The organism is Brevibacillus nitrificans, from assembly GCF_003710965.1.
Classification (GTDB): Bacteria; Bacillota; Bacilli; order Brevibacillales; family Brevibacillaceae; genus Brevibacillus; species Brevibacillus centrosporus.
In genome coordinates, this window is sequence record NZ_RHHU01000003.1 from 431,620 (window position 1) to 448,983 (window position 17,364).

Here is a 17,364-nt window from a genome sequence, read left to right on the forward strand (position 1 = left end):
TCTTTTGCTTTGATAGCGGATTTAAGAGGCTTTCGATTCTCCTGTACGTGCTGTGACCTTCTCGTAGTCCTTCACGCTCATGATCGTAGAATCATTTCGCATCATCCAGGTGTAGATGGCCAGGGAGATGAGCAGGCCGACTGTCCAAGCATTGTCCCAGATAATCGAGAGAGCAGGGACGTACTTGCAGACGAAGGGAATGACGATCCCGATTGCCATGGCCCAAAGAGCACGGGTGTTATAGCCGGTCTTGTAGGAGTAGATCCCATTGGTCTTATAAAGCTCGGTGAGGTGAATTCTTCTCTTGCGGACCAGCCAGTAGTCAGCGATGGCAATCCCGTCAATCGGACCTAGCAGCGCGCCGTACGTGCCGAGCCACAAGAAAATGTAGTTACCGAAATTTTCGAGGATGTACCAGGGCTGCATCAACAAGGAAACTACGCTGGCGATGATAGCGCCATGCTCGTACGTGAGCTTGCGCGGAGCGAGGTTTTCTACGGCACGGGCAGGGGCAACAATATTCGCCGCGACGTTGGTAGTGAGAGTGGCGAGGATGATCCCGATCGTTCCCAGGAAAATGGCAAACGGAGAGAATTTGGCTAGGACCGCTGCTGGATCCCAGATCGCTTCTCCGTAAATGACGACAGTAGCAGACGCTACGGCTACCCCGATGAAGGAGAAGCCTCCCATCGTGGTTGGCAAGGAAGAGGATTGCCCGATGATTTGGGCTTTTTGGCTCTTCGCGTACCGGCAAAAGTCGGGAATGTTCAGTGCCATTGTCGCCCAGAATGCGATGGCACCAGTCAAGGCAGGGAAGAAGACTTTCAGGAACTCCCCAGAGGAAGTGAATTTGGATGGCGCGGACAGCATTGGTCCCCAGCCACCTGCTTTTGTCAATGCCCATACCAGCAAAGCCAGGCTCATGATGATAAGGATTGGAGCTGCCCAGGCCTCCATTTTCTTGATGGTTTCAGGTCCCCGATAGGCGATCCATGCGTTCAGCAGCCAGAAGGCAAAGAAGGCAATCCACAAATGCCCGGGGACATGCTCCCAGCCTGTCATGGACATCAGCAGCGTATCGATTGCCGCTCCGCCGAACCAACAGTTGATCCCGAACCATCCCGCCCCGATCAAGCCACGGGCAACCGCTGGGATATGTGCTCCTTTTGACCCAAACCAGAGACGGGCAAAAACAGGGTACGGGATTCCGAATTTTGTGCCTGCGTGGGAGTTGAGGAGAATCGGAATAAGGACAATAACATTCCCCAGGATGATCGTGATGATCGCCTGCCACCAGTTCATGCCGAGGGAGATTAAGCCCGCAGCCATGGCATAAGTGGGCAAACAGATCGACATCCCGATCCACAGGCTGGCAAAGTTATACGCTGTCCACGAGTGTTCGGCACGGGTAGTTGGCCGCAGCCCTTCGTTATAGAGTGGGCTATCCTTGACCAGCTTCTCACCTTCGCCTGTCAGCGTAACGATGCCATTCGATTCCGCTTGGGTTTTCACAGCAAATCCCTCCTTTTCCAGTAGTGATTCTGGTACTCGGACAAAAGCCCCAGTTTGTCTCGAATACAAGTTGTAACATTATATTGGGGACGAGAAGACCAAATTCCACAAATTTCACGAATCCTCGCGCTGGAGCGGAGCGCATAGAGCAAGCTATCGGAAAGCGAGGAGAAGATGGTACTATGTTCCAAGAGGTGAATTTTGTGACAACAACCAAATTGCGATTGTCCTTGCAAACCAGAATGATTGTGCTATTTACTTTCGTCATTATTCTGATTATTGGGTCAATGGGAGCGGTCTTTGCTTCAATTATTGGATCATCGATTGAGGAACAGCTGGGAAAAAAGGCACTGAGCGTAGCTAAAATCGTGGCGAATGACCCCGAGCTGCGCAATGCTATTGCGACAAAGGATCCGTCCGCTCTGATTCAGCCGATCGCGGAAAATATACGCAGGCAGACAGAGGCGGAATTTGTCGTTGTGGGCAATCGGGAGGGAATTCGGTACGCCCATCCGCTGCCGGATCGAATCGGGAAGGAAATGGTCGGCGGTGACAATGAGCAGGGACTCCTGTACGGGCAGTCCTATATTTCAAAGGCGGTGGGGAGTCTTGGGCCATCGCTGCGCGGGAAGGTCCCGATCAAAAATGACAACGGGGATGTCATCGGCATTGTTTCTGTTGGATTTTTGCTCGAGGATATTGAGAGTGCGATCGGGGCTTATCAGGAGAAGGTCGTTCTGATCATTATTCTGGCGCTGGTCTTCGGCGTTGTGGGTGCGATTGGTGTTAGCCGTTATTTAAAGCGAGTCATACTGGGGCTGGAGCCGGAAGAGATCGCCGCTTTGTATATTCAACGCAATGCGGTGCTGGAATCTGTGCGGGAAGGGATCGTGGCCATCGACCGAAACAACAAGGTGACCATGATGAACAAGGCAGCCATACGCATTTTGGAGCTTCCAAATGAAGATTTTCACCGCAAAGAAATCACGGAGGTTTTGCCGGACAGCCGTATGCCGGACGTGCTTGAAACAGGCGAGCATCAATTGGATAGAGAGACGATACTCGTAGGGAAAGAAATCATCGTGAACCGTATTCCGATGAGGCTGGGAGACAAGATCGTCGGTGTCGTCAGCAGCTTCCGCCCCAAATCTGAGATCGACAAGCTCGTGTCCGAGTTATCGCAAACGCGCCGCTATGCGGAGGTGCTGCGCGCACAGACCCATGAGTTTCACAATCTGCTGTATACGATTTCCGGTCTTTTGCAGCTAGGTTCGATTCAGGAAGCAGTCGAACTGATTACCAGTGAGACATCGGCGCAGCAGGAAATGATGCTCTTTTTGGCCAAGAAAATACCTGATCCTTTGATCGGCGCTTTGCTGGTAGGGATGCACAATCGCGCAAAGGAACTGAAAATTCAGTTTCAAATCAATCAAGACAGCAGCTTGAAGTCTCTTCCGCCAACGATCAACCGCCAGCAAGTCATTGTGCTGCTTGGCACGTTGATCCAGAACGCCTTGGAGGCAGTCAATGAAGCTTGTGTCGAGCGAAAAGTGGTGGAATGCTATCTGTCGGATACGGAGGCGGAAATCCTGTTTGAAGTAGAGGATTCCGGGCAGGGTGTACCTGAAAATTTGCGAGAAGTGATCTTTCAGGATGGGTTTAGCACAAAGCCAGGCGAGCATAGAGGGCTGGGACTGGCAAAGCTGCAGGGGATTATCCAAGAAATGAAAGGATATATTCTGGTAGGAGAAAGTGAATGGGGCGGCGCGTTATTCACGGTGTCACTCCCCAAGGAACGGAGGGATCTGGGTGCAGAAGGTGGAAGTGCTGATCGTGGAAGATGACTTGAGGATCATCGATATCAACAGACGTTTTGTCAGTAAAATAGAGGGGTTCGACGTCATTGCAACAGCAACGAACGGAGCGGAAGCAAAAGAGCTGCTCTCTTTTATGCAGCCGCATCTGGTTCTGCTCGACGTTTATTTGCCTGATATGCTCGGCACTGAACTGGTTTGGCACGTCCGCCAGCATCATCGCAGCGTCGATATCATGATGATCACGGCTGCAAAAGAGATCGATATGGTACAGGAGGCGCTGCGGGGAGGCGTGTATGATTACATCGTCAAACCGCTCGTTTTTGAACGGTTTCGTGAACGCCTGGAGAGCTATCGCCAGCATTTATGGCGGACAAAGGAGGTTGGAGAAGTCGATCAAGAAGTAATCGATCGGATTCTGACCCGAAATCTTCAGGCAGGAAAGACACGGGAGAGTGCTATGCCAAAAGGAATCGATCTGCTGACGCTGGAAAAAGTGATCCAGGCGATCCGGCGAACGGGAGAGAAGGGCGTCTCGGCAGAAGAGATCGGCAAGGTGATCGGAACCAGCAGAACCACAGCAAGGCGCTATTTGGAATACCTCGTTCTGGAGAAAAAAGCCCGCGCCGACCTGCTCTACGGGACAGTGGGGAGACCAGAAAGAAAGTATCGGTACTTGTCCTAGAGACCCGTGAACAATATGAACGAAAAGTGCACAAAATTCAGAATATACCTTATGCACGAAAACTATTCACTTCCAAATCCCCATGTTACGGTAGGGGTAAGTGTTGTATGCGCTTACAATAACGTAGGGTCAAGGGGGATGCGGGATGCAAAAGAAAAAGGTATGGATCGCGCTGTCTGTTTTCTTTACACTCACACTGGCAGCTTGTAGCGGGGGGAATGCTGGGACGGGAAGTACGGGAAGCGCAGGTGGCAATGGCAGCTCTGGAGGGACTGGAGCACAACCGGCACCGGCCACATCGAGCTATCCGGAAAAGCCACTTGTCATTGTAGCGCCATCAGGGGCTGGCGGTGGCTGGGACAAAACGGCTCGGTCGCTGGGGAAGGTCTTGAATGAAAGCAAGCTCGTAGGCCAGACCATTACCATTGAAAATAAGCCTGGCGGCGGTGGCACTGTTTTCATGGCAGAGTATGTGAACAAGGATAAAGGGAATCCATACAGATTGTTTGTCAGTTCCCCACCAATCCTGATTAACAACAATAAAAAGGAAGGAAATACGCCTTACGGATACCGGGAAGTGACTCCGCTTGCGCAAATGACGAAGGATTTTGGGGCGCTGGTCGTAAAGGCGGACTCCCCTTATAAGGACATCAAGAGCTTGCTGGATGCGATCAAAGCGGATCCGACCAAGCTTACGGTGGCAGGTGGCTCCGCTCCTGGCTCGATGGACCATTTGGTGAGTGTCCTTCCTGCTGCCAAGTATGGGATTGATCCAAAGAGCGTCAAATACGTTTCCTACGATGGCGGTGGCGAGGCGATCGCAGCATTGTTGGGTGGAAATGCAGATATGATTGCGACGGATGCGTCCGGGGTAGGGGAATATTTGAAAGCGGGAAAAATTCGTGTGCTGGGCGTGACATCCGATCAAAGGCTGACTGGCGTGCTGAGCGATGTGCCTACCCTGAAAGAGCAGGGAATCGATGCGACCTTCACGATCTGGCGCGGCGTCTTTGGTCCTGCAGAGATGCCGGCGGATGCCAAAGCCTACTGGGATGCAAAACTCAAAGAGCTGAACGACAATGAGGGATGGAAAAAAGAACTGACGGCGAACGGATGGGAAGCGGAATACAAGGATGCGGCGAGCTTCACTTCTTTCCTCGACGAACAAGACAAGCTGGTTAAAGAGCTGCTGACCTCTCTAGGCATGGCAAAATAAACAAAAAAGGAGAGGGTCATCCTCTCCTTTTTTCATAGATGAAGCCTTTGCGGCCCGCGACTGCTAATGACATCGTACAGGAGGAAGAACATGAATCTCACATTCGATCGTTTGGGAAGTATCTTTTTTGCCATCATAGGTGCAGCGTTTATTGTAGAGAGCCGTTCGATTGCTACCAGCGCTTATGGAAGTGAAGTAGGACCTAACATGTTTCCGCTTGGACTTGGCATTCTCTTAATCCTGCTGAGCCTGCGACTGTTCTGGGAGACGAGTAAACAGAAAAAGACGGGGCCTGCGCCAGCACCCTCCGAGAAACGAAACTACGGGCGATTTTTGCTGATTCTCGCTGCGACCTTTCTCTATGTTTTTCTATTTGAGACACTCGGCTACTTGATCGCTACCTTTTTATTTCTGGCTGTTGCTTTTCGGGTGATGGGCAGCAGCAGCTGGATAAAGGCTTCCGCCATATCGCTGCTCTTTTCTGCGGGCGTCTACTATTTGTACGTCTATTTACTGCAGGGAACGCTGCCCGGATTTCCTGCCTGGCTAGGCTTGTAAGGAGGGATGGATCATGAATGCCCTGCAATATTTGGGTGACGGCTTTCTCCTCGCCTTGCAATGGCATAACCTGCTCTATGCGTTTGTAGGCGTATTGATCGGAACGGCAGTAGGGGTGCTTCCCGGAATCGGTCCGATGAGCGGTGTGGCACTTCTCATGCCTGTGACGGCATCACTTACTTCGGGTCTCCCCCCGGAATCAGCTGCGGCGAGTGCAATCATTCTGCTGGCAGGTGTCTACTACGGCGCGATGTACGGGGGATCGACGACATCGATCCTGTTAAATACCCCGGGCGAATCTTCTTCGGTAGTGACTACGCTGGACGGCTACCAGATGGCGCGACAGGGCAGAGCAGGTACGGCACTTTCGATTTCAGCGATCGGGTCCTTCGTTGCAGGCATCGTGGCGCTGATTGCCCTGGTTTTTCTGGCGGAGCCTTTGTCGGACCTCGCCCTGAAATTTGGACCAGCAGAGTACTTTTCTCTCATGATTCTCGGTCTTTGTGCGGTAAGCGGCTTGGGTGGAAAGTCAATGACCAAGGCGCTGATGATGACAGTCTTCGGTTTGTTGCTGGCTACGATTGGCATTGACAGCGTGTCTGGTGTGGCGCGGTTCACCTATGATGTTCCTGATCTGTATCAGGGCTTGGAGTTCTTAACGATTGCAGTGGGGCTGTTTGCCTTAGGAGAGGTCTTTAAAACCATTCTCGAACAAGACCAGGAGAACAAGGAAATCATAAAGGTAGGTCGAATTCGCCCGTCTCTCCTGGATTTGAAGCAAAGTGCCGCTCCGATTGCACGGGGCTCCATTCTTGGATTTTTTATCGGCGTCCTCCCTGGTGCAGGAGCTACATTGGCATCCTTTTTTGCCTATATCGTAGAAAAGAAGCTCAGCAAAGATCCGTCCCGGTTTGGAAAAGGGGCGATCGAGGGGGTAGCGTCCCCGGAATCAGCAAACAATGGAGCATCTGGCGGAGCGATGGTTCCGCTCTTAACGATGGGTATTCCAGGCTCAGGTACTACGGCGATCCTGATGGGAGCTCTTCTCATGTACAATGTTCAGCCTGGTCCACTCTTGTTCACGGACCATCCGCAAATCGCCTGGGGGTTGATCGCGAGCATGTTCATCGGGAACGTGATGCTGTTGATTTTGAACATGCCGCTCGTCAAGGTGTTTGCCAAGATCATCGAGACACCATCGCAATATTTGCTTCCGATGATCATCGCCATATCTGTGTTCGGTGTGTACGCAGTCCAGATTAGCACTTTCGATCTCGTGCTGCTGGTGATTTGCGGACTGGCGGGTTACTTCTTTGCGAAAAATGATTTCCCGCTGGCACCTTTGGTTTTGGGGCTCGTTCTTGGGCCTATGATCGAAAATAACATGCGACGTGCGCTGACTACCTCAAACGGCGATTTTACCATCTTTCTCTCCAAGCCGATATCGGCTGTCTTTCTTCTCTGTGCGCTTCTATGGCTGGTGATTCCCTTGTTATTGAAGATGCGTGGCAAAGAAGTTGTCATTTCCGAGGAAGCGTAAGAGGAAGGAGTCCCCTTTGTAGAAAAAAGCTGCAAAGGGGACTTTTTCTGTTTCCTTTTCAACCATCGAATCCCCGTGTATGATGAAACAAACGCAATGCTTTTTCCTATATTATGAAATGGATCTGGAGGGCATGGAAAAGTGGACATGACACAATTGGACACACCTTCATTGCTAGTAGACCTTGACAGCATGGAAGCGAATATGAGGCTGGTAGACGATTTTGCGAAAGAACAAGGCATCGCGTGGCGTCCCCATATCAAAACGCACAAATCGATTGAAATCGCAAAGCGACAGATGGCAAACGGAGCGTGCGGGATCACTGTAGCAAAAGTATCGGAGGCAGAGGTGATGGTGAAAGGGGGAATCGACAACATCCTGATCGCCTACCCGCTCGCGTCGCGTACAAAGCTGGAGCGTGTAGCAGCGCTGCTTCCTCGTGCAACGATCATTTTAACCTTGGATTCGGAAGAGCAAGCAGCCCACGTCCAACAATTCTTTCAGCCTATTCATCAAGAGGTGGAAGTCTGGCTGAAAATCGATTCCGGCCTGAAGCGATGCGGTGTCGATCCAGGAGAGCCTACCCTGAGGCTGGCACAGTATGTCAGTGAACGGTGCCCCAACCTGAAATTGAAAGGGCTTTATACCCATGCTGGACATTCTTACGCTGCCACAGAATACGAGCAGATTGAGCGCATCGGCCGCTACGAAGGAGAGTGTATCGTGGCGAGCGCGCAGCTCTGCGAGGAACACGGGATTCCTATCGAGGTGAGGAGCGTCGGCTCGACCCCGACATTTCGGATTTCCGGCAAAGTCCCTGGCATCACGGAGATACGACCGGGAAACGCCGTGTTTTACGATGCGATTCAAGTCGGCTTAGGAGCCGCTACATATTCACAATGTGCCTTGCGGGTGATGGCCACGGTTGTAAGCCACCGTCCAGGCGAGCGGCTCGTTTTGGATACAGGGAGCAAATCACTGGCTTTAGACCAAGGGGCGCACGGGAATGCAACCGTCAAAGGCTTCGGCCATGTGGTCGGTCATCCCGAGATCGTTATCCAGCGCTTGTCTGAAGAACATGGGGTTGCGAGTATCGAAGGCGAGACGAGTCTGCGTCTGCTCGATCGTGTCCAGATCATTCCCAATCATGCCTGCGCCGTGATGAATTTGTTTGATCAGGTTTATGTCGTCCGTGACGGGCAAGTCATCGATACTTGGAAAGTTGACGCGAGAGGGCATGTTCAATAAAAAGAATGTTTGACAGATTGGAAATCCCCCCTTATCATAGGAAAAATTTATGAGAGCTGTTCTGCTTTTCAGCTTTAACAGAACAGTCGGAGGAGACACAATCATGCTAAACATTGCACCCGTCACGCTAGAAGGAAAATACGTCCGCTTGGAGCCTTTGCGCCATGCGCATATCGAGGGAATCTGGGAGGCAGGTCGATACGAGAATATCTGGCCCTATATGAGCGTAAAGATCGACCAGCTGGAGGATGCGGTCAGCTTTGTGGAAACGGCGATGAGGAATGAAGAGGAAGGGATTGAGCTTCCTTTCGCCATCATAAGCCGAGAAGAGGGTAAAGTCATCGGCAGTACGCGCTTCTTAAATATCGCGAGGAAGGATCGCGGCCTCGAGATTGGATTTACATGGCTCACTCCCTCCGTTTGGAAGAGTGCGATAAATACAGAGTGCAAGTATTTGCTGATGCGCCACTGCTTCGAGCAATTGGGATGCATTCGTGTGCAGCTCAAGACCGATTCGCGCAACCTGAATTCCCAACGGGCCATTGCCCGAATCGGTGGTGTCCGCGAAGGTGTCCTGCGCAATCACATGATATTACCGGATGGATACGTCCGCGATTCCGTCTATTTCAGCATCACCCATACGGAATGGAAAAACGTCCAGGAAAAGCTGCATTTGTTGCTGTTTCGTGAATAAACGGGTGGAACGATTGTGAGTCAGCAGGCAGGATGTGTACAATACAGGGGAAGCATACTTGCTGTACACTTCGCTTCATGAGAGAAGAGGATATTCATGAAACTTCGTATACTGCCGGCTGGCTATGTCTTGTTTGCAGGTGATCTGTTAGCTTTCCTGCTTTTCGCCTACTATGGAAAATTGGCTCATCATTTGCCCGTGTCTTTTCTGGGCTTGCTCGATACCCTTGCACCCTTTTTGGTAGGTTGGCTAGTGGCGATCTTCGTCTTTCGCAGCTATGGGCCAAAATCCTATCGATCCTTTGGATGGCTGATGCTTTCCACCTTTCTCACCTGGACGCTTGCTGCACCGATTGGTTTAGTTCTGCGAGCGTGCTGGACAGGCGTTCCGATGACCTGGGTATTCACATGGGTTGCGTATGTGATTACCTTCGCCTTTCTCTTAGGCTGGCGCGTGCTTTTTGCGATCGGTTTCTCGCTTAGCAAAACCAAACAGCACAAACTTGTGAAAAGCTGATTAAGATTGGGGAGTAAAGAGCCCCAGATTGGTTACGCTATCCTTTGACATCATTGTCAGGGGAGGTGGAATCATGGGTAAGAACAACAACAGCAAGGACTTGGGTAAAAACCGCGGGAAGACGCTTGATGAGAAAGACAAGAATACAAACCTGCGCCAGTCCAATCACAATGACCGAAATGAAGGAACAAGTGAAAGCCGCTGATTTCAGCGGTTTTTCTAATTCTCCATGGATGCTCCCTTGCATTGTGCTATAATAGGTTTTGTTTTTTCTAGCCAGGATCAGGAAAGCAAGTGGGGGGAAGAGCATGACGGAACCGATGCAGGAAGTACAGCCGGTGACCTTGTCGTCACAGGCATTTTTGATATTGTGTCGTCTCTTTGACGGCGTTTACGATGAATTAAAGCAAAACGAGCAAATCGTCGAGCTGGTCGAATCCATCGCTAATATGCTGCTCACGGGCGTGGAAACGCTGGAGAAGCAAGAAGAAAAACCGAAAAAAATTACGTTTCCCATGACAATTCAACAGACGTTTTTCCTCAGAAGATTAGTAATCGACTTATTGGCTCATGCACCTAGCGAAGGGGATGACAAGACCAAGCAGTGGCTGCAGGAGTGCTTGGCAGCCTTATCTGGAGGCGGAGGGCAGAGCAATGTCGGGCAGGCCTGAGCTGCACGTCATCACGAACGGCCGTCAAAGCTTGGAGGAAGTGCTTTCGATGGCAGAAGCGGCTTATGCGGGTGGAATGGATTATTTACATATACGGGAAAAGCAGCGTACAGCAAGAGAGTGCATGGACTGGGTAAAAGCTTTGTCCACGGTCATGCCAATCTCCTGTCTGATTGTCAACGACCGAGTAGATGTTGCAGCAGCAAGCGGTTGCCGGGGCGCCCATTTGGCCTATCACAGCTTGACGCCATCAGAAGCGCGGCTTCTCTTAGCGAAGGAGCAATGGATAGGCAGATCTGTGCATTCGGTCAAGGAAGCAGAAGCAGCTGCTGCTGACGGGGCAACCTATGCGTTGTACGGCCATCTGTTTCCTAGTGGCTCCAAGCCGGGTGTCCCTCCGAGAGGAACAGAAGAGCTTACGAGCATCACGGCGGCGCTGTCTATTCCTGTGTTTGGAATTGGGGGGATTACCCCGGCGAATACGACGAACGTTTTAGCGGCGGGCTGCCGAGGTATCGCTGTTTTATCGGGCATTACCGACGCACACGACGTCAAGGAAGCAACAGCAGCATATCGAAATGTATTGGACACTTGGGAGGGCAGATCGAAATGAAGGATAGAAACGTACTTCGCGAAAAAATGGGGGTCTATCTTGTAGTCGGTACTCAGGACTGTGATTACTCTATCGAGCGGACAGTAGCCATTGTAGCTGATGCTCTGCAAGGCGGGGTAGGCACGCTTCAGCTGAGGGACAAGGGAAGCAAGCTCACGGCGGATGAGCGCGTTGAGCTGGGGCGTCAGCTGCAGCTTCTTTGCCGTGAGAGCGGGGCCCTCTTTTTTGTCAACGACGATGTGGACTTGGCGATCCGGCTGCAGGCAGATGGCGTACACGTGGGCCAGGACGATATGCAGCTCGCTGAGGTCAGAGAGGCGGTAGGGCCAAACATGTACATTGGGGTTTCTGCTGCTACCGTAGAAGAGGCATTGGCCGCTCAAGCGGGCGGGGTCGACTGCATCGGAGTAGGAGCGATGTACGCCACTTCATCCAAAGCAGATGCGGGAGAGCCGATCGGACCCGAAGGCTTGCGCGTCATTCGAGAAGCGGTTGGAAGTGAACTTCCTATTGTGGGGATCGGCGGGATTACGCTGCAAAATGCCGTGGAAGTTATTCGCGCCGGTGCGGATGGAGTGGCTGTGATCAGCGCCATTACGCGAGCGGATTCACCGAGCGATGCGGCACGTGCTCTGCAGGGAATTGTACGATCTGTCTAGCACGGACAGGTCTCGAAATACATATGGTACGTTAACCGAAAAACCGGCTAAATCAAAAACGCCAAATGGCGACCAAAAGGAGGTGGAGCCGATGAAAAACCGGATATACCGAATCGGATATGAGTGGGTCAGCAAACGGGAGCTGCTGGAGCGTCTGTCCATGAATGAAAGTGCGCTAGTGGAACACAAGCGTCTGAATCCTGCTCCTGATGATCAGGATACCGAAGTTCCGCCAGAGGATGAGCGCCATACTGTCCTTATTCGCAGTCAGAGACGTCCCGGGGAATGGGTTACGTTTAATGGTCTTTATGAGATTTTGGAGCGGGAGCCGATCCCATGGATTGATTCTCCCCTCGAATATCACCAGTTTGGTACAGAGCTGATACCTGGGAATATTCGCAGGGAGAAGGCACCTCAGGGCCGAATACCCGCTCGAACGAAGCTGCAGGTGGCCGCTGTCCGTCAAGATACTGTCTTTGTTACGGTTCCTGGCCATCCCTCGAGGCGCTATGAAATGTCGCTTTCTCATGCACGCTTTGCAAAGGACTTTCCTACAGAGCTGGAAATGAAGCTGCAGGTATACGCGTTTCCGCCACGCCCAGATATTTTTGTAGACTGGCTGCTGAAAGAAGGTCGTAAATCAGGAATCATCACGCGACCGAATCAAGAGAGAGTCGAAAAATCAGCGTTTCAAGTATGGGATGATTTGCGAAAGGAATACGGGATCAGTGTCAGCGCTGCGCTCTTGGCGATTAAACAGGCTTTGATCGTTTTGGACCGCGCTGGAGTAGAGACCGATTTTCCGTATCCAGTGCAGGAACGTTCGGACCTGTCCCTCTTTAGTGAATCAGAGCGGGATGCATTTTACTCCTATCAGTCCGTTCGTTGCGCGATGGCGGCAGTCGCTGCCTTGTTGACTACGGATCCGAAAGAACCGCTGCAAGACACCTTGCTGATGGATATTATGCTGGAACAACAAATGAACCGCAGGCGCGAATAGATGCGTCAGCGGTTATTTTTGTTTTGCTAGAGTCCCATGTATAATGAAAGGGAAAACCAATGTGGGAAAGGACGTGGCAAATATTATGTACGTATCGATGAACCGACTTCGGGTGCCAGCAGACTACGCATCACATTTGGAAAGAGCATTTGGCAGTGGTGGAGAGCGGATGAAGGGGGTTCCCGGGTTCCTTGAATTCCTTTTCCTGGCTCCGTCTGAAGGGGATGAGTACATCGTCTTTACGAAATGGGAGTCGGAAGCGGATTTCCAAAACTGGACGCAGAGTGAAGCGTTCCAGCGTGCGCATGCAGGCGGCAACCCGAACAGCCCGGTAAAATCCGAGCTGCGCAACTACGCAGTAAAATCCCATTCCTAATAAGCAAAGGCATTTGTCTGATCACAAGGGCAAATGCCTTTTTTGTAGGAAACGTCCTGGTTTTGTCCTATTTCGCTAGTGACTATGCTTTACATATCAACCTATTTCCAGCCATAATAGAAGCATTCGGAAAATGGAAGAAATCACCACGGTACAGTTGGAAGCAAAGGAGCCAGAGCGTTTTGAAAAATCGAATACGTACGTATTTTGCAGATCTGGCCCCTGTGATGGCGGCCGAAATGCTCTCATTTCTTTCGGACGAACAGCAAGCACTTGTGTGGGAGCGCGGAATATATCGGGAAGAGTGTTTGGTTGAAACATTTTTGCGATTAGGGGATGCTCTTGCTGCCTCTGATCCCCTGGAGGTCAGGCAGCAGATAGGCGTATTCTCGAATTTTTTTGAAGAGCTGGGCTTATCCAGCAGGCATGTAGCCGAGCAGCTTCGGAACGCACGGGACAAAATCCTCGAGCATTTGCTGGAGCATGCGAGCTGTCTGCTCATCACAACGGAGGACCAGCTGTCCTTTTATCAAGTTCAGCTGCAGCTGTACCAAGCGGTGGACAATCAAGTGTCCAAACTGCTGGAATTGGGCCAAGTCCATTCCGACATAGGGATGGGAACGCAGGTACCCACCCGCGTGAAAAACAAGAACGGTGCCCCATTCGCGGAAGTAGCAGAGCAAGAATTGGTGCAAATTGTTTTGCAATCACTCGATATTGCCGTGCTGATGATTGACCGTCAAATGAACATTGTGGAAGCTAACCAAGCCTTGGCAAAACTGTTTCAGGTAGATCGCGAAAAGATCCTGGGTCAAAACATCGATGAGATCTTTCGCCCGCATGAAGGGGAGCGCTTTGTGCAGTGGGTCCTCGAACGGGGGCAGACTGGTCACTATGTCGCGGAGTATTGGGGACAATGGACGACGGTAAGTACAAGTCCGATCTATCATGATGGGGAGCTGTGGGGAGCGATTGCCGTCTTGCGAAATTTAACCGACAGCAATCGGTACGAGGAGGAACTGACGAAAAGGGAAGCGCTGGCGGCAGTCGGCCAATTGGCAGCAGGAATGGCACATGAAATCAGAAATCCGCTGACGTCGATCAAAGGCTTTATCCAGCTGCTGAGGGAACAGGAAGAAACGAATCGCAGAGAGACCTATTTCTCTGTGATCTTGACGGAAATAGAGAGAATTGACGGGCTCTTGAATGACGTTCTAGTTCTAGCGCGGTACAGGGATGACAAGATCGTTTCGGAGTGCTTTCCAGTGATGGAGGAGCTTTCAGGTGTCATCCGTTTACTGGAGCCCGAAGCAAACCGCCGAGGAATCAAGCTGGAGCTGCAAATTGCCCATGGAGCTTGGTACATATACGGTTATCGCTCGAGAATCAAACAAGCCTTTCTCAATATTTTAAAGAATGCTTTTGAAGCACTCACGAACGGCGGTTCACTGGTGAGGATCACAGTGATTGCATCCATTCATCGGATCGTGATTACCGTCGAGGACGATGGCCCGGGAATGTCTGATGAGACTTTGCAAAACCTGTTCATTCCGTTTTTTACGACGAAGCAGGAGGGAACCGGCCTCGGGCTGTCTACGACACAACGTATTATCACGGATCATGGGGGAGAAATCTTCGCGGGCAACTCGTCCGATTTGAAAGGTGCTCGTTTTGAAATTCGTCTGCCTTTACGCTCCAAGGAAGAGCTGTAAGACACGCAAAAAAAGACGGATGATTCCTCCGTCTTTTTTTCTGTGAATCGATGAAAAGAAATTCGCTTTTTATTTGACCAGTTGCTGGCGAAGTGCCATGGCAACCGCTTGCGTGCGGTCTTCTACGCCCATTTTCTGCAAAATGCGATGGACATGGGTCTTCACGGTTCCTTCTGAAATGAACAGATTCTGTGCAATTTGGTCGTTTCGATAACCGTATGCGATCTGCTGCAGGACGTCTAGCTCCCGATCCGTCAGCTCATCCAACAGGTAAGAGGCTTGCGGGGTATGATCAGGTGCTGTCTGCTGTGATTGCAGGACCTCCGCCAGTGCCTTGGCAGCCGTTACGGTGTGAAACAGGGCCTCTCCCTGATGGGCGCGCCTGATCAGATCCAGCATTTCTTGAGAATCCGCGTCTTTTAGCATATAGCCGACAGCACCAGCGCGGATGCCGTCCACGACGTAGTTATGATTGTCAAAGGTCGTCAAAATCAGCACCTTTAACGCGGGGCGGAGGAGCATGATTTCTCTAGTAGCGTCAATCCCGGACTTGTTGGGCATCTGCACATCCATCAAAACGACATCGGGATTCAGCTCACCCACCAGCGCGACCGCTTCGTCGCCATCAGAAGCTTCTCCGATTACTTCCATATCCGGTTGCATCTGGATGACGTAGCCGAGTCCCTGGCGAATCATCGTTTGGTCATCTACCAGAACGACGCGAATTTTCTCTTGGTGATGTATATCTGTCATCTGCGTATGCTCCCTTCTTGTGGGGGTGTATTCAGCGGTATTTCTACATCAATTTGAAATCCGTGTGGAGTCCGGACAAAATAGCGGAATCGTCCATTGAGCTTTGTCAACCGTTCCTGTATCCCGTGCAGTCCGAAGCCTGGTTTTACGGCTTTATTCGGTGTGATGCTGCCGTCATCGCGGATGCTGAACCAAAGATGCTGACCGCGATTCTCAACCACTACCTCGATATGCTGGGCGTCGGAATGGCGCAAAGTATTTGTCACCGCTTCTTGCAAGATGCGGTAAATCGTGATCGTGATCTCCTGAGACAAGGTGATGTCCAGTTTGTCCGTTACCAGTTCCATTTTTACGCCGGTATGCTTTTCTGCTTGTGAGAGCATGGCACGAAGCGGGGTCAGACCCAGCGAGGTTTTATCCACTGCAAGTGTGTGCACAGAGGAGCGGATTTCCTCCAGACTTTGCTTGGCGACACCAAGCATATTCCGTATGGCTTCCTGAGCCTGGGGAGGTCCGTCCTGCAGCATGTACTTGACCGCATGAAGCTGCACGATGAGGGACGTCAGACTGTGCCCGAGGGCATCGTGGATGTCCCGTGCGATTCGGGTCCTCTCCTCCAGTACGGCGACTTGCATGGTATGGAGGGCAGCTTCTTGCAGCTGTTCATGTGCTTCCTGCAGCTCCGCGTGTGCCTGCTGCAATTCTTCCAAATGCAGCTGATTGGTTTTATAGGCGGTATCCTGGATGCGGTAGCCCCGTGCACCGATATAGCAGCCGATGTAGGTCAAAATGAACGGTACGATATGCGCAAGCTCCAAGATGTCTTCAAAATACAAAGACAGGGTCGTGCAGACGCCGAAAAAAGTGGCATAGGCCAGTGAGCGTTTTCCTTCAATATGAAAACCGATAAACACAGCAAGTGGCAGCATCATGCCAAAGCCTTCTCCACCGATAAAAACACTCTTGATCAGTGACATGGACCCGAGAAGGATGGTAACTAGCTCAATTTGGTATGGCTTCCAATTCTTTTTAGACACCCAAAACAAGACGATATAGAAAAAGAATAGTACCATAGTAGTGTAAAATTGAATGGGTGTTTCCCGCATGAATGAATTCGGAAGTAAAGACAAAATGATGAGAACTGAAAACCAGATGATCAACAAACGCTTTTGAATCGCTTTTAGACTCATTCGCAACAAAGAGACGTCCTTCTTTCTCTGTCGGGTTTTTCGCTTAGTTTCATTCTAGCATGGGCTGTCATCTATCTCTAGATAGACACTGTACACCTGGAAATCATCCAACTGGTAGACTTCACTCCCTGGGTCTGCAGGTAGAATGAAATGGGTAAATACACTCACAGGGTAGTGTAGAGTCTAAAGTGATGCAGTCAACGCAAGGGGAGGCTTTCATGAAAGAGTTGATTCAGCTGGCAAAGCTTCTGCGGGAAGCGAGTGCCTTGTTTTCATCGATTTCGAAGAAGGAACTGGATACCGGCGATGTGACATGGCAACAGGTGCTCATCCTGGAGCAGATTGAAAAGGGTCCGAGGACGATGGGAGACATTAGCAAGGCTGTCGATCTTTCATACAGTACAACTTCCGGACTGATAAACAGGCTCGAGCAGGAAGAGCTGGTGAGGAGGTATCGAGATAAGAATGATCGGAGAATCGTGTGGGTCGCCTTGACTGAGCGGGTAACCGAGCAGGAGCGGGTCGAGATGGAAGATCCTCAGACAATCTCATCTCTTCATGCATTGCAAGATTTATTTTCACCAAAAAAGAAACTGACTAGCTGAAT

Annotated in this window: 19 protein-coding genes; 16 read left to right on the plus strand and 3 right to left on the minus strand. The window is 51.1% G+C overall.

Going from position 1 to position 17,364, the window contains the following annotated elements; genetic code table 11:
• Positions 1-21: 21 nt before the first annotated feature.
• Positions 22-1,512, minus strand: a complete 1,491-nt coding sequence (locus tag EDM59_RS03980) for an NCS1 family nucleobase:cation symporter-1 (protein WP_122922418.1) — start codon at positions 1,510-1,512, stop codon at positions 22-24.
• Positions 1,513-1,715: 203 nt separating this feature from the next.
• On the opposite strand from EDM59_RS03980, the gene EDM59_RS03985 reads away from it, so the two are divergent.
• The 15 genes from EDM59_RS03985 (at position 1,716) to EDM59_RS04050 (ending at position 14,814) form a co-directional block, all read left to right on the plus strand.
• Entirely contained in the window at positions 1,716-3,356 is a 1,641-nt protein-coding gene (locus EDM59_RS03985) for an ATP-binding protein (RefSeq protein ID WP_122923363.1), read from the plus strand.
• Positions 3,322-4,011 (plus strand): response regulator, encoded by a 690-nt coding sequence (locus EDM59_RS03990; protein ID WP_122922419.1) that lies wholly within the window; start codon positions 3,322-3,324, stop codon positions 4,009-4,011. Before EDM59_RS03985 ends, EDM59_RS03990 begins: the two co-directional genes overlap by 35 nt.
• Before the next feature lie 145 nt (positions 4,012-4,156).
• Positions 4,157-5,227, plus strand: a complete 1,071-nt coding sequence (locus EDM59_RS03995; RefSeq protein WP_122922420.1) for a tripartite tricarboxylate transporter substrate binding protein — start codon at positions 4,157-4,159, stop codon at positions 5,225-5,227.
• Between the two features lie 90 nt (positions 5,228-5,317).
• The gene (locus EDM59_RS04000) at positions 5,318-5,785 is read left to right on the plus strand and encodes a tripartite tricarboxylate transporter TctB family protein (RefSeq protein WP_122922421.1); all 468 of its coding nucleotides are present in this window, start codon (positions 5,318-5,320) and stop codon (positions 5,783-5,785) included.
• Between the two features lie 13 nt (positions 5,786-5,798).
• Positions 5,799-7,325, plus strand: a complete 1,527-nt coding sequence (locus tag EDM59_RS04005) for a tripartite tricarboxylate transporter permease (RefSeq protein WP_122922422.1) — start codon at positions 5,799-5,801, stop codon at positions 7,323-7,325.
• A gap of 147 nt (positions 7,326-7,472) precedes the next feature.
• Positions 7,473-8,573 carry a D-TA family PLP-dependent enzyme gene (locus tag EDM59_RS04010; protein WP_122923364.1) on the plus strand — a complete coding sequence of 367 codons (1,101 nt, stop codon included), beginning with the start codon at positions 7,473-7,475 and terminating at the stop codon, positions 8,571-8,573.
• A gap of 103 nt (positions 8,574-8,676) precedes the next feature.
• Positions 8,677-9,267 (plus strand): GNAT family N-acetyltransferase, encoded by a 591-nt coding sequence (locus EDM59_RS04015; RefSeq protein WP_122922423.1) that lies wholly within the window; start codon positions 8,677-8,679, stop codon positions 9,265-9,267.
• 96 nt (positions 9,268-9,363) lie between these two features.
• Positions 9,364-9,783: a DUF3054 domain-containing protein gene (locus tag EDM59_RS04020; protein ID WP_122922424.1), complete on the plus strand. Its 420-nt coding sequence runs from the start codon at positions 9,364-9,366 to the stop codon at positions 9,781-9,783.
• A 73-nt stretch (positions 9,784-9,856) separates the two neighbouring features.
• Positions 9,857-9,988: a hypothetical protein gene (locus EDM59_RS31570; protein ID WP_258957575.1), complete on the plus strand. Its 132-nt coding sequence runs from the start codon at positions 9,857-9,859 to the stop codon at positions 9,986-9,988.
• A 103-nt stretch (positions 9,989-10,091) separates the two neighbouring features.
• Positions 10,092-10,454 (plus strand): hypothetical protein, encoded by a 363-nt coding sequence (locus EDM59_RS04025; protein WP_122922425.1) that lies wholly within the window; start codon positions 10,092-10,094, stop codon positions 10,452-10,454.
• Positions 10,438-11,067: a thiamine phosphate synthase gene (locus EDM59_RS04030; RefSeq protein WP_122922426.1), complete on the plus strand. Its 630-nt coding sequence runs from the start codon at positions 10,438-10,440 to the stop codon at positions 11,065-11,067. Before EDM59_RS04025 ends, EDM59_RS04030 begins: the two co-directional genes overlap by 17 nt.
• Positions 11,064-11,726, plus strand: coding sequence for a thiamine phosphate synthase (thiE, locus tag EDM59_RS04035; RefSeq protein WP_122922427.1), 663 nt, complete (start codon positions 11,064-11,066; stop codon positions 11,724-11,726). Before EDM59_RS04030 ends, thiE begins: the two co-directional genes overlap by 4 nt.
• 91 nt (positions 11,727-11,817) lie before the next feature.
• Positions 11,818-12,726 carry a hypothetical protein gene (locus EDM59_RS04040; protein ID WP_122922428.1) on the plus strand — a complete coding sequence of 303 codons (909 nt, stop codon included), beginning with the start codon at positions 11,818-11,820 and terminating at the stop codon, positions 12,724-12,726.
• A gap of 73 nt (positions 12,727-12,799) precedes the next feature.
• Entirely contained in the window at positions 12,800-13,102 is a 303-nt protein-coding gene (locus EDM59_RS04045) for an antibiotic biosynthesis monooxygenase family protein (protein WP_246010885.1), read from the plus strand.
• 182 nt (positions 13,103-13,284) lie between these two features.
• Complete coding sequence (locus EDM59_RS04050) at positions 13,285-14,814, plus strand: two-component system sensor histidine kinase NtrB (protein WP_246010886.1); 1,530 nt, start codon at positions 13,285-13,287, stop codon at positions 14,812-14,814.
• Between the two features lie 69 nt (positions 14,815-14,883).
• Here the strand turns inward: EDM59_RS04050 and EDM59_RS04055 are convergent, their stop codons facing one another.
• Together EDM59_RS04055 and EDM59_RS04060 are read right to left on the minus strand one after the other, a co-directional pair.
• Positions 14,884-15,567, minus strand: coding sequence for a response regulator (locus EDM59_RS04055; protein ID WP_122922429.1), 684 nt, complete (start codon positions 15,565-15,567; stop codon positions 14,884-14,886).
• The gene (locus EDM59_RS04060; RefSeq protein ID WP_122923367.1) at positions 15,564-16,757 is read right to left on the minus strand and encodes a sensor histidine kinase; all 1,194 of its coding nucleotides are present in this window, start codon (positions 16,755-16,757) and stop codon (positions 15,564-15,566) included. The genes EDM59_RS04055 and EDM59_RS04060 overlap by 4 nt, the downstream gene beginning before the upstream one ends.
• Positions 16,758-16,975: 218 nt before the next feature.
• Between EDM59_RS04060 and EDM59_RS04065 the strand changes: the two genes are divergently transcribed.
• The gene (locus EDM59_RS04065; RefSeq protein ID WP_122922430.1) at positions 16,976-17,362 is read left to right on the plus strand and encodes a MarR family winged helix-turn-helix transcriptional regulator; all 387 of its coding nucleotides are present in this window, start codon (positions 16,976-16,978) and stop codon (positions 17,360-17,362) included.
• The last annotated feature ends 2 nt before the right edge of the window (positions 17,363-17,364 follow it).

Excerpts from the sequence above, each read along its gene's own strand:
- EDM59_RS31570 (WP_258957575.1), top strand. The coding sequence starts at position 9,857 with ATGGGTAAGAACAACAACAGCAAGGACTTGGGTAAAAACCGCGGGAAG.
- EDM59_RS04060 (WP_122923367.1), bottom strand. The coding sequence starts at position 16,757 with ATGAGTCTAAAAGCGATTCAAAAGCGTTTGTTGATCATCTGGTTTTCA.
- EDM59_RS04025 (WP_122922425.1), top strand. The coding sequence starts at position 10,092 with ATGACGGAACCGATGCAGGAAGTACAGCCGGTGACCTTGTCGTCACAG.
- EDM59_RS04005 (WP_122922422.1), top strand. The coding sequence starts at position 5,799 with ATGAATGCCCTGCAATATTTGGGTGACGGCTTTCTCCTCGCCTTGCAA.
- EDM59_RS04020 (WP_122922424.1), top strand. The coding sequence starts at position 9,364 with ATGAAACTTCGTATACTGCCGGCTGGCTATGTCTTGTTTGCAGGTGAT.
- EDM59_RS04055 (WP_122922429.1), bottom strand. The coding sequence starts at position 15,567 with ATGACAGATATACATCACCAAGAGAAAATTCGCGTCGTTCTGGTAGAT.
- EDM59_RS04000 (WP_122922421.1), top strand. The coding sequence starts at position 5,318 with ATGAATCTCACATTCGATCGTTTGGGAAGTATCTTTTTTGCCATCATA.
- EDM59_RS04065 (WP_122922430.1), top strand. The coding sequence starts at position 16,976 with ATGAAAGAGTTGATTCAGCTGGCAAAGCTTCTGCGGGAAGCGAGTGCC.
- EDM59_RS04010 (WP_122923364.1), top strand. The coding sequence starts at position 7,473 with ATGACACAATTGGACACACCTTCATTGCTAGTAGACCTTGACAGCATG.
- EDM59_RS04015 (WP_122922423.1), top strand. The coding sequence starts at position 8,677 with ATGCTAAACATTGCACCCGTCACGCTAGAAGGAAAATACGTCCGCTTG.
- EDM59_RS04040 (WP_122922428.1), top strand. The coding sequence starts at position 11,818 with ATGAAAAACCGGATATACCGAATCGGATATGAGTGGGTCAGCAAACGG.
- EDM59_RS04030 (WP_122922426.1), top strand. The coding sequence starts at position 10,438 with ATGTCGGGCAGGCCTGAGCTGCACGTCATCACGAACGGCCGTCAAAGC.
- EDM59_RS03995 (WP_122922420.1), top strand. The coding sequence starts at position 4,157 with ATGCAAAAGAAAAAGGTATGGATCGCGCTGTCTGTTTTCTTTACACTC.
- thiE (WP_122922427.1), top strand. The coding sequence starts at position 11,064 with ATGAAGGATAGAAACGTACTTCGCGAAAAAATGGGGGTCTATCTTGTA.